We start from the raw sequence: 11,691 nt of genomic DNA on the forward strand, positions 1-11,691 counted from the left end.
AACTTGATTTAGCTCCTCGTTCCGCGGATCTCATCGAGGCCAGCGGCCATGTGCCGCGCGCAAAGGCCGGACATATGACCGCACCGTTCCAATGTGTGAAATCGACTGCAAAAGCTCTTGCCACGCGGGCCGTTCCACATATGGGGGCAAGGTCAACCGGCAAATTCCCGAACGACACATCGCTTCTAGGTTTGCGTCGTTTCATCTCCTCGAGATAAACCGTATAATCGTCCTTCGCCAATATTCTTGTCGGCCTTGCCGTGAAACGCTTCCTGAGCGAATGGTGCCGTAGCTCCATTGTACATGCCCATTCCACCGCTCCGAAGAGCGCGTTCTTCGGCGAGCGTAGCGAACAGCACGCCATGCATCCCCAGATCGACAACAACGGCCTCACCAACTTCGCCTACCCTCGCCAGGGACGAAAACCCAATTGTGCGGTTCAAACGGCCGGGCGCAAGGATCGTCAATTGACTCACGCTCGAACCCGATCGCTCACCTTCCGGGGTTTCTACGACAAGGGTCAGCCGTGACCTAAGTGTGGTCGTCTCGCCGCGAAATGCCCACCAGCCAACCGCTATGATCGCGACTGCGGCCACAAGCATTGCCAAACATCCGTTAGCGCGGCCGCTCATCCTGCCCCCTGCGTTAGTCGACACCACAGCGTAGGAGCATACCAAACGAAAATTGCACGTCTGCAGAACCACGATCTTGAGTAGTGACTGATCATTTACCGTGGTTAAGGATCAGTTGCCGCTAATAGGACGCGCCTGCGCTTTGGTTTGCTTGACCGCTTTTGGCCAGACGGGAAATTGCGGAGAACCGGCCAAATCGACGCGATTGACCCAAATCGGAAGTTGACGGAAAAAAGCTGGATGATACCGGGGGCTTTGAATGGCTGGCGAGGGTGATCAGTATTTCGCGACGACAGGGGCACTCTGGTCGAAGGGGCAAGCTACCGTGAGACGGGGTTGAACGTCGTCAATTCACGTTGCGCAATCCCAACGCTTGATTTTGGCGAGGTCGCGCTGGCGCGCCGCCAATGACTCGATTGTCCAGCAGAACGGGGTGATCCATGCAGCAGCTTGATAGTCCCCGCGATCGCAACGTCGTGTCGAACGGACCATAGAGCTTTGGCGCATTAGCGAGTCGCCGAAATCGCCTGTGACCTCAGCGCGAGAGAGCGCTGAGGTTGGCAGGCACCTGTCGGAGCCGCAGGTGCCGGCCATGCGTGGTGGGCGTCGCCGAACTACATGGCAACTGCCGAGTCTTAGTACGCATTGCTGTAGGTGTACGGGTAATAGCTACACCCATTTCCATACGAGTACCCATATCCATACGGGTAACAGTAGGCGTAGTCGTCATACGGGTAGCCGAATCCGAATCCGAAGCGGCGACGCCCGAAATCGCGATCATGGAATCCACGACCACGAAATTCGCCGCGGCCACGAAATTCCCCGCCATGGAATCCGCCGGCCATCCGGCCGCCACGGAATCCGCCACCGCGGAGGTCGCCGGCCACGCCGCCATGGAAGCCACCGCCACCAAAGCCGCCGCCATGGAAACCGCCACCACCGAAGCCACCGCCATGGAAACCGCCACCACCGAAGCCACCGCCATGGAAACCGCCACCACCGAAGCCACCGCCATGGCCTCCGCCGATACCACCTCCGCCACCGCCGTGGCCTCCGCCTCCTCCTCCTCCGCCGCCGCCGCCACCGCCGCGAGCCAACGCCATCGTCGGCGCAGCCAGGCCAACAGATGCAACGGCCAATAACGCGATTGCTGTCTTACGCAACATGATCATCCTCCTTGAGGACTATCGCTCCCAACCTCAACACCCATCGGAGGTGGCAATCGATCGAGAGAGACGCTACTGGCTTCGACATCACTGTTGCTCAACTCCGCGCGAGCGCCTGATCAAATTCAAACTCAGAAAGTAAATTCAAATTCAGAAAGCGCGTCGCGCGCGTTGCTCGATTCAAGCGATTCCACAGTTGCAGATGTAACTTGATCCTGGAATTTCGTAACAAAAAAGCTGCCGAGTTGCGCCACGTGACTTCGATCTCGCGCTCCAACTTCGCGAAGGTCTATGTGACAGGTGGTCCATGCAGCAGCTTGAATGTCCCCGCGATCGCAGCGTCGTGTCGAACGTTGCTAAGGAGGTGATGCGGAACCGGCAAAACCGGGCAACCGGCACTTCCGAGATTACCCCCAAGGCCGACGCAAGGCCCTATCCGCCTTCTCTGCGGTGCGATACCATTAGCGTAGACCTTCTTGCTGCGATGCACGACTCCGGTTTTGGCCCATCGCGTCAGTTTGCGGCACCGCTCGAACTCGGGCGCAAACGGAGCCTTGAGGACGTTTGCCGTCCATTCTGACGGACTACCTTCGGCGCGATTGACCCACTCGGACATTGCGCGCTATCCGCCCGAGGGCTACTGCTGGTCCGATTCTAACATTCCCGTCGCTTCATGGCTCCTAGAGCTTCAAGCCGTCGCTATACCGGCAAACAGGTTCTTCTTGATGATCGCATGGATGCCCCAATTGCCATCGACCACCTGCGTGACGCCGAAGTCGACTCCGATGGACATGAGCGAAATCGCCTCGTCCTCGGTCAATCCCTTGGTGGTCATCAGGAAGCTACGCATTTTACGAAACGCATCCCTTAGCGCGAGATCGATCGAGGATTTCTTGTAGATGTCCTGCTGCGCCGTAGGGCCGAGCTCCGCGAGATAATTGGGGAAGCTGAATCCGTGCAGAACCCATTCGTCCTGCGTCTCAAGCAGCGGGTAATTCAGCCCGGCGAGCGAACCGCTCAGTGAATTCTGCTTGTGCAGGATAAGCTGGAAGGTCCCGGTCAGCGACATTTCGATGGCGGTGCCGCACAATTCTGAATCGCCTTGCGCGGCGTGCGAGTCGCCGACTGAGAACAAGCCGCCTGGCACTGCAACCGGATAGTACAGGGTCGCGCCCTTGCCGATACGCCAATTATCGATGTTGCCGCCGAAATAGCTCGGCGGAATAGAATCGACGATGTCGGCTTCTTTTGGCGCCAGGCCCATCACTCCGAAATGCGGTCGGATCGGGATGCGGACGTTTTTGAGGATGTTGTGGTTCTCTTGCACGATCGAATGGTCGACCGGCACGCCGGGATAATCGATGATCTTGTGGACGACACCATACGGATCGGTCTGAGGCACCCAGCGGAAGTTGTAGACCGCGTGTGCCCAGTTTTGCTGCCCGCTGGCGTCGATTTCGTAGATCGTGCACACCTCGCGCGGCTTCGGTTCAGTGAGCAGATCATTGTAATGAAAGCCCCACCAAGCCGCCGCGTTGCTGCCGAATGACTTGCCCGGGTAGGCCGGGTTAGCGCAAGGCCGGGGCTTTACATCCATGATGCGGACTTCAATGATATCGCCCGGCTCGGCCCCGCGAACAAAAACCGGACCGGTCAAGATATGCACGCCGAAGCCTTCGCCTGCGCCGCGCCCGAGCTGCTTGCCGTCGATCGGGCCGGCGCCACGGCGATTGACGCCTTTCTTATCCTTGCTCCAAAGATAAATGCTCTCAATACCCGGATCGCCTTTGACCATACGTTCGACGTCGTCGCCGGCGTGGTGGGTCACGGCCTCGATGGTGATGTAATCGCCCGAATCCACTTCGAGCTGAGGCTTTAATAGTTTGCTGAAATAGCCCCAATGCACCGTGTCCGAGTTGGCCGGCAAGTAGTGGTAGGTCGGCTGGCCAGGCTTGGTCTGCGCCGATGCCGGAGTGGCCAGCGTGCCGCTTGCAGCCCATGCGGCTGCGCCACCGCCCGCGACGAATGCGCTCTTAACGAATGCGCGCCGCTCTTGGTCGAGGTCCTCAAGGAGCTTCTGTCGATGCAGCTCAAATCGCGGGCACGTTTGATCATCGCCTGCACACATGATGGTGACTCCTCTCTGACAAATTAGCCGGCAGGAGGTGGCTTGGTGACGCGCAAGAATTGAGCCTCAAGCCAAACTCGCCTCGCTTCGCCCACGCATAAAATTCAATGCTCAAATTTGCTTCACGGCAAGCGATGTAATCCGGCAGTCACACTGTCCAAACGCCACATCACTTGTCAAATGAGGTGTCTCGGCGCGGCCGACGACCTGGGGCTGCCGCGCACGGCGTGACAGGCGCGATTGAGCTGGCGCGTGGTCATCGGCTGCACCGGATCGCGGCCCGGGAACAACCAGCCCTGCGGGCGCGCCGCCTTCCAACAGGTCCGGAGCAGATCGAGCAGGTGTGGTGAGAGCATAACGTTACGGTCCTTGCCGCCCTTGCCCTGCTCGAGGCGGATGATCATCCGCTTGCTGTCGATGTCGGCGACCTTGAGCGAGACCACCTCGGCGGCGCGCAGGCCGGCACCACCATAGGCCACGCTCAGCGCCGCCTTGTACTTCAGCCCCGGCGCGGCATCGAGCAGCCGCGCCACTTCCTCGGGGCAGAGCACCACCGGCAGCTTGCGTGGCTTGTGAATGACATGGGTGTGCTCGACGATCTCGTGGCGCTTCAGCGTGACCTTAAAGAAGAACCGCAGCGTCGAAACGGTTTGATTGATGGTCGGCACACCAACGCCGCTCGCCGCCAGATGCAGCTGGTAGCGGCGCACGTCCTCGAAGCTCGCCGTATCCGGGGATCGCCCGAGAACGGCGAAGTTCTTGACCCTTTGCACATAGTCGTGTTGGGTCTTCGGCGCGAACTTGCGGATCGTCATGTCTTCGATCATGCGCCGGCGCAACGGGCTCATAGCCTCGTCGGTCATGGGGATGCTCCTGTCTTGGGTGAAGGTTGCGAACCCCTCATCTCAAGACAGGACGCCCCGTTGCGCTATCCTCTGGGCTCAATCGCCCGCCGCAGCGCGCTACCGCGCGAGCGGTTTAGTCCTCCGACCATTAATGGACATTAGAGGCAACTTACCAGCCAGCTGCAGTCATGTTATGATAGCTGAAGAACCGCCTGACGCACTACCGCCTGACGCACTGCGGTCATTCGCTTACCGGTCATCGGTCGAGTCCTCCCGTTGCGCTCAAACGGTCGACGTGAATCGTGAACCTCTTGGGGAGCGCACGATCCGCCAGTGTTTTGGGACAGCAAGGCCTCTCAGAGAGTCCTTGAGGCCATGGAGCAAACGCAACGCCATCTATTTATCCCTGAGCGATCTTGCTCCCTCGCATACGCGGACAGACCGATACCGATCGGACTCGGGCAGACCATATCGCAGCCGTACATCGTGGCCTTGATGACCCAGTTGGTCGAGGTCGCGCCCGATCACGTTGTGCTCGAAGTCGGTACGGGTTCCGGCTATCAGGCCGCCATCCTTGCGCACCTGGCGCGAAAGGTCTGCACCATCGAGATTATCCCCCAACTGGCCGAGGCCGCCGCAAAAGCACTAAGAGACCTCGCGTATGACAATGTGAGCGTCAGACTTGGCGACGGCTATGATGGCTGGCCCGAATGCGGTCCTTTTGACGCCATCGTCGTGACTGCCGCGCTCGGGCAGCCACCGCCGCCGCTGATTGAGCAGCTTAAAATGGGTGGCCGACTCGTCATGCCTGTGGGATCCGGTTACACCACTCAGCAGCTCACGGTCGTCGAAAAAATCGCGCCCGGCAAGACGACGACGCGCGCGGTCGCCCTCGTGCGCTTTGTTCCCTTTACGCGTTCACAAAACTGAAAGCTCCCAACGGTCCAGTTCTTGCGGAGCAGGACTTTGGGGCCGTCTAGGTCGACGCCTTGCGCACTTTTGGAAGGCAGCAATTGGCCCATTAGGGACATGCCGCGCACGGCGACGATGTCTGTTTATATGGGTAGAGCGGAAGTCGTCGGTGCGCGGGCAAACTGACGCGAATGATCCGAAGCGGGAAAGAGCAGCACCGTTGACCCAACACGTCGAGCTTTCCGCCGACGCTAACGTGTCGCAGCCACAGACATTGCAGTCGCCTTGCGGAAAGGACGGAAACGTCTGAAATTCAGGGGTCTCTTTGAATCCTGTTCCCGCGCCCCGTTGAAGTCGCGGATCCGGCAGATTGTTTTCCTCCGCCCGATTTTGGAGCCCATTATGGCGACATTCACGCGATCTCAAAATCTACTGGGTTCCGTTGGCGCCGCCGCGCTCGGCGGAGTTGCGCTGGCGGCGCTGCTGGCCGGGAGCGGCTTTATCCTCGTGGACGCGCGAGCAACCGCCGTGGACATATCGCTGCCGCTCGTCGGCCCCGATGTTCCCATCTGCCGCGCGCCGGCCGCGACCGGCTCGCCAAACATGATGTTTCGCCTGGCTCAGACGGAAGTGCCACGCGCCGAGATGAGTGCCGCCAGCCCCGCGCTGGCATTCACGGACACCGAGCCGCCGCTGTGGACCGACATTGGCTCTACCACCTGGAAGATCACGACCGCGAACGAGCGCGCGCAGGCTTATTTCGATCAGGGCCTGCGTCTTTCCTACGCATTCAATCACGATGAGGCGCGGCGCGCGTTCCGCATGGCGCAAAAACTCGACCCTGACTGCGCCATGTGTTTTTGGGGCGAGGCGCTGGTGCTCGGTCCCAACATCAATCTTCCGATGCCGGAAGACGCGGCCGCGCCTGCCTACGCTGCCGCGCAGAAGGCGAAGGCGCTTGCCGGGAAGGCGAGCCCACGCGAGCAGGCGCTGATCGGTGCTCTGGTGGCGCGCTACGGCAGCGATCCGAAGGCCGCGCGCGCCCCGTTCGACGCGGCCTACGCGGCCGAAATGGCAAAGGTAGCAAAGCAGTTTGCGGAGGACGACGAAATCGCCACGCTCTATGCCGAGGCGGTGATGGATATCAGCCCCTGGGACTACTGGAAGCCGGGTGGCCGTGACGCCAAGCCGCAAAGCGCGCCGATCGTGCCGACGCTGGAGCGTGTGCTGGCTCGCAATCCCAATCATGCCGGTGCAATTCACCTCTACATCCATGCCGTCGAGGCGTCCGACCGGCCGAAGCGCGCCGAGCCTTATGCCGATCGGTTGCGCGGCGCGATCCCCGGTGCCGGCCACCTCGTCCACATGCCGAGCCACATTTACTATCGGGTTGGCCGGTATCTCGACGCGCTGGAAGACAACAAGACGGCGGTCAAGGTCGATGAAAAATACCTGGCCGAGACCAACGCGCCGATGGGAGTCTACCGGCTCGGTTATTATCCGCATAACGTGCACTTCGTGATGGCTTCGGCGCAGATGGCCGGCGACGGCCCGACCGTGATCGCCGCCGCGCAGAAGCTCGGTCAGCTTATTCCCAGCGAGGCTGCCAAGGGCATTGCGATGGTGCAGCCGGTCAAGGCGGCGCCTTACTTCGCGCACGCGCAGTTCAGCACGCCCGAGACCATTCTGGCGCTGCCGGATCCCGGCGATGCGATTCCCTATGTCGAGGCAATGTGGCTCTACGCGCGCGGCGTCGCGCTGGTGGCAAACCGTGACTTCGCGGGCGCTACTGCCGCGGCGAGCGCCATCGAGACGATCGAGCGCACCGCGGAGTTCAAGCTACTGAAGGATTCAGGCGTCCCGGCGCAGGAGGTGCTCCGCATCGCGCGCACAGTCATCCTCGCACGCGTAGCTCAAAACAAGGGCGACCATCGCACCGCCATCATCCGGTTCGAGCGGGCGGCGGCATTGCAGGACGCATTGGCCTACACCGAGCCACCCTATTGGTATTATCCGATCCGGCAGTCGCTTGCCGCCGCCCTGCTGCAGGCCGGCCGTTACGCCGAGGCGGAGCGGCAATTCCAGCGCGCGCTCAGCCGGGCGCCCGCCAATGGCTGGTCGTATTACGGGCTGGCGGAGCTGCACAAGTCGCGCGGCGATGCTACCGCGGCCCGCAAGGCCCAGGCTGATCTTGCCAGAACTTGGATCGGTGACCGCAAGCTGTTGCAGATTTCGAATCTCTGAAGCGTGCGACTGATTCGTGCCGCCTCCGTTCCTGGGCACTTTTCGGACATCTCGAAGATGGGCAGATGTCCGTTCTCGTAGGTAAAGCGGACGAAGCCGCATCGACTAGCCGATCTCGCCTTTTGACCCTGAGCCGCCATTCACAGGCAGCACGCCACTGCTTAAACCGGCGCGGTTCAGGTCTCCGCAACGTTCGGCGATCAGCCATCCGTCGATGCCTCCGGGCAGCTTGACGTCCGTGATGAGAACGTCGGCGATAAAACGGCCTTTGGAGAGACTCAACGCGCGGAGGGCTGATTTTTCTCAAACTGACACCGTTGAGCATAGGTCTAGAAGATCGCTAGCTAGACGTTTGTTGATTGGAGTTGCTACCTAAAATCATCTCGACATCGCAGAGCGCGCCATTGATCTCGGTTTATGCGGAACCCCAATAATCCACGGGTTTGGAACGCCACATCACAATGCCTGTTGACCTGCAGAAATGAAGTCGCACCCCCATTTTCTTGGAGCGTCAGATGAGTAAACGCAAACCGGCGACAGCGCCGAAGCGCGCCCGCAATCCGAAATTGGCCGCGCGGGCTCAACCGAACAAGCAAGCCATTGTTCGAAGCCAGAAAGAGGATTTACTTCGCTCTGTTGCGGCAGTCCCGATTGAGACGCCTCTTGGGCTTCATGATGATCCTAAAGAGCCTCGGCTGGATGCCTTACCCGATGACCTCAGTCAGAGAATGACGGGTCGCGATCCAATGAAAGGCTTTGCTTTAGTGACGGCAAACATGCAGGCGTATGAAGCGAAGCTTCTTGAAATTGCCGGGGCCAACGCGCAATTAGCTTTTGAATTCGGCCTCAGACTTGCGTCGATCAGGTCACCAACTGAATTTTTCGGCGTCATTACGGAGTTTACAAACAGGCGGTTCGATATGTTCGGGCAGCATTCGAAAGAACTGGCGGCATATCCGTTCTGGCGCATCAATCCGCCCCGAGAGCTCACGGCTCTGCCGGGACGATAACTGGCGGCAAAGGATGGTCGCAAACGCGGATCACGCACGCGCCGATCACGGTTGGTTGCTGTCGGCTTGGGAGCGCGGCTCACAACGAGGGAGTGGAATCAGTGCTTGCCATCGCGAATAAGTTGACACCATGTCCACAACTGAAACCGTGCTGCTGATCGTTTTGGCCGGACTTGTCGTTCTGATCCTCGCCAACATCGCGTTTCAGGTGGCAGCGGAGCGAAACAATCCCCCGATCGGCGTCTTTACCGATTGCGACGGTGTGTACCTCCACCATATCGAACGGGGCGATGCCGCCGCGCCTTGCGTGGTCCTGTTTCACGGAAATGGCACCATGGTTCAGGATCTCGTCCTAAGCGGTTTGGTCGACCGCCTGGCCCAGAATTATCGCGTCGTTTGCTTCGACCGTCCAGGGTTTGGCTACAGCCACCGTCCGCGCACACGCATCTGGACGGCCACAACGCAAGCCGCCTTGTTCGCGAAGGCTCTTGATCAGCTTGGCGTGCGCAACCCCGTGGTACTTGGCCACTCCTGGGGAACGCTGGTGGCGATCGCTCTGGCGCTGCGAAGCGGTTATGCCGTGAGTGGGCTGGTGCTTGTGTCCGGCTACTATTTTCCAACCGCTCGGCCGGACTTTTGGCTCATGTCAGTTCCGGCACTGCCGCTGCTCGGCGATCTGATGCGCTACACTATCTCGCCGATCATATCGTGCGCCATTATGCCGAAGCTGATGCGCACCGTGTTCGCGCCGCGCGCCATCCCGCCGGAATTCAAGAACGAATTTCCGATCTCGTTGGCTCTCCGACCCAAGCAGTTGAGGGCGGCCGCCGAGGAGAGTGCGTTCCTTATTCCAGCTGCTGCGCAGTTGCGGCTTCAATATCGGGATATCCGGTGTCCGGTTAGGATCGTGCATGGAAAGGCTGACCGGCTCATCGAGGCCGACCAGTCGCGCCGCCTCCACGCGGTGTTGCCCCGCTCCTTGCTTCATCTGGTCGAGGATGCCGGTCACATGGTTACCTATGCAGATGCGGCGGGAATAGCGGATGCCGTGGCGGCGCTGGCGCCCACCGCACCGGTGAGGACCGCATAGGCTTTCTTGTTGCATTGCGGGCGTCCGCGGCGTCCGGTTTGTGGGCTAGACGAGACCAACCTAATGGGCGGAGCAAAGTCGCGCTTTGACCCGTTGCAGACTAAAGCCAGGTGCGTAGACTGAATCCCCATGCGGCAGCAAATCGGTTACATCGCCCTTCTTGTTCGCGACTACGACGAAGCCATTTCCTATTTCACCCGACGCCTCGGCTTTGACTTGGTTGAGGACACTAACCTCGGCAACGACAAAAGGTGGGTTCTAATCGCTCCATCGGGCTCTCAAGAAACCCGCATCCTGCTGGCGAAAGCGGTTACAGCTGGTCAAACGCAACACATTGGTGATCAAGCTGGAGGCCGCGTGTTCCTCTTCTTGCACACAGACGATTTCTGGCGCGACTACGAAGCCTATCGCTCAAGGCGTACTGTTTCGGGAGGAACCTCGCGTCGAGTCGTACGGAATCGTTGCGGTCTTTGATGATCTCTACGGAAATCGATGGGATCTATTGCAGCTGACGCGATAGTTCTTACGAATCCTATGTGAACAGCCGCATCTCCGTTGCTATACCACGGCAGCTATTGACCCGTTGCCGAAGAGGGCCTTCACCATCGACAAGTTGGCTCGCCGGGATAGACCAGACGCTGCTCGGCTCGGTCCTGCACCGTGCAGTGTTGCGGCGCATATATCGAAACCAGCCAAATGAAGAGACGGACGGCCGCCATAAAGGCAATCATCCCCCACATAGCGAGCCATTTTGGAGCGTACCAAGTTGGCTCGCCGTTGGGACCCTATTGCATAGCAACGCGCTCGCTTACGATATGCCGGCCAAATAGCGGTTTAACCCGACGACCACCGCGACAGCGAAGAAGACGTAGTCCGCTGTACCATGCTTTCCGCATTCCAAACACCAGCCGAGACTATCCAAAGAGGGAGAAGCAATCCATTCTTGTTTAGATGGAGCCGGTCGCTTGTTTAGATGGAGCCGGTCGCGTCTACTTCTTTATGGTTGCTGCTAGATTGACCGGACGCGATGACCGCTTCTGGTTCAGGCGGGTTCGTCGGCGCAAGATTGCCGCAATGCAGCGTGGCCGCTTCCCAATCCATCTCCGGTCCCATTTGACTTGCAGGTGGTGCTGTTCGCATCTCCTGCGCATCCCTATGTCTGATATAATTGATCTCTGCCGGGTTCATCCAAAAAAGGCCCGCATGAAAAATTGATCCCCGGAGGAGTACTGCCGTCGAAATGGCCGCGGGCCGGCGGTTTTACTCAATGAGCAATCATCCACAGGGGAAACGCCATGAAACGTCGTCAATTTCTAAGTACGGCAGGTGCCGGCCTCGCCGCGTCTGCCGCCGTTGTTGCGCCAGCCATCGCCCAGTCGATGCCTGAATTAAAGTGGCGCTGCACCACGAGTTGGCCGAAGTCGCTGGATGTGCCTTTCAGTGCATCAGAGACGATCGCGAAATATGTTGCGGAAGCTACCGACAACAAGTTTCAAATTCAGCCCTTCGCAGGCGGCGAGATCGTGCCTGCCTTGCAGGCTGTCGATGCAGTAAGCAACGCAACCGTCGAAATGTGCCACACCGCCGCCTATTATTTCATCGGCAAGGATCCGACCTTCGCACTCTATTGCTCGGTACCGTTCGGCCTGAACTCGCGCCAGCAG

General features: G+C 59.6%; 10 protein-coding genes and 2 pseudogenes. 8 read left to right on the forward strand and 4 right to left on the reverse strand.

Translation table 11 applies throughout. The features are described from left to right. On the forward strand, nucleotides 1–218 hold a 218-nt coding region (locus IVA91_RS18635; protein ID WP_247459046.1), incomplete at its 5' end, for a hypothetical protein. On the opposite strand, the gene IVA91_RS18640 is transcribed toward IVA91_RS18635, so the two are convergent. Then, nucleotides 186–602, reverse strand: a complete 417-nt coding sequence (locus tag IVA91_RS18640; RefSeq protein WP_247459047.1) for a hypothetical protein — start codon at nucleotides 600–602, stop codon at nucleotides 186–188. The genes IVA91_RS18635 and IVA91_RS18640 overlap by 33 nt on opposite strands. A gap of 809 nt (nucleotides 603–1,411) precedes the next feature. Between IVA91_RS18640 and IVA91_RS18645 the strand changes: the two genes are divergently transcribed. Further along, nucleotides 1,412–1,774, forward strand: coding sequence for a hypothetical protein (locus tag IVA91_RS18645; RefSeq protein WP_247421136.1), 363 nt, complete (start codon nucleotides 1,412–1,414; stop codon nucleotides 1,772–1,774). 712 nt (nucleotides 1,775–2,486) lie between these two features. Here the strand turns inward: IVA91_RS18645 and IVA91_RS18650 are convergent. Together IVA91_RS18650 and IVA91_RS18655 are read right to left on the reverse strand one after the other, a co-directional pair. After that, nucleotides 2,487–3,926 carry an acetamidase/formamidase family protein gene (locus IVA91_RS18650; RefSeq protein ID WP_247280293.1) on the reverse strand — a complete coding sequence of 480 codons (1,440 nt, stop codon included), beginning with the start codon at nucleotides 3,924–3,926 and terminating at the stop codon, nucleotides 2,487–2,489. 176 nt (nucleotides 3,927–4,102) lie between these two features. Further along, nucleotides 4,103–4,753 (reverse strand): tyrosine-type recombinase/integrase, encoded by a 651-nt coding sequence (locus tag IVA91_RS18655; protein ID WP_247459048.1) that lies wholly within the window; start codon nucleotides 4,751–4,753, stop codon nucleotides 4,103–4,105. Nucleotides 4,754–5,146: 393 nt separating this feature from the next. On the opposite strand from IVA91_RS18655, the gene IVA91_RS18660 reads away from it, so the two are divergent. Further along, nucleotides 5,147–5,701, forward strand: coding sequence for a protein-L-isoaspartate(D-aspartate) O-methyltransferase (locus IVA91_RS18660; protein ID WP_247280291.1), 555 nt, complete (start codon nucleotides 5,147–5,149; stop codon nucleotides 5,699–5,701). A 384-nt stretch (nucleotides 5,702–6,085) separates the two neighbouring features. Continuing rightward, the gene (locus IVA91_RS18665; protein WP_247459049.1) at nucleotides 6,086–7,927 is read left to right on the forward strand and encodes a tetratricopeptide repeat protein; all 1,842 of its coding nucleotides are present in this window, start codon (nucleotides 6,086–6,088) and stop codon (nucleotides 7,925–7,927) included. Nucleotides 7,928–8,032: 105 nt separating this feature from the next. On the opposite strand, the gene IVA91_RS18670 is transcribed toward IVA91_RS18665, so the two are convergent. After that, complete coding sequence (locus IVA91_RS18670) at nucleotides 8,033–8,209, reverse strand: hypothetical protein (protein ID WP_247421129.1); 177 nt, start codon at nucleotides 8,207–8,209, stop codon at nucleotides 8,033–8,035. Between the two features lie 233 nt (nucleotides 8,210–8,442). Between IVA91_RS18670 and IVA91_RS18675 the strand changes: the two genes are divergently transcribed. The 4 genes and pseudogenes from IVA91_RS18675 to IVA91_RS18690 all read left to right on the forward strand — a co-directional run. After that, complete coding sequence (locus tag IVA91_RS18675; protein ID WP_247280288.1) at nucleotides 8,443–8,937, forward strand: phasin family protein; 495 nt, start codon at nucleotides 8,443–8,445, stop codon at nucleotides 8,935–8,937. A gap of 130 nt (nucleotides 8,938–9,067) precedes the next feature. Further along, a complete protein-coding gene (locus tag IVA91_RS18680; protein WP_247280287.1) occupies nucleotides 9,068–10,027 on the forward strand; it encodes an alpha/beta hydrolase in 960 nt (319 codons plus the stop codon). Between the two features lie 129 nt (nucleotides 10,028–10,156). Continuing rightward, nucleotides 10,157–10,547, forward strand: a pseudogene (locus IVA91_RS18685) (VOC family protein). Nucleotides 10,548–11,322: 775 nt separating this feature from the next. Then, a pseudogene (locus IVA91_RS18690) lies at nucleotides 11,323–11,691 on the forward strand (ABC transporter substrate-binding protein); the annotation flags it as partial.

The sequence above is a fragment of the Bradyrhizobium sp. 153 genome (genome assembly GCF_023073835.1).
Taxonomy (GTDB): domain Bacteria; phylum Pseudomonadota; class Alphaproteobacteria; order Rhizobiales; family Xanthobacteraceae; genus Bradyrhizobium.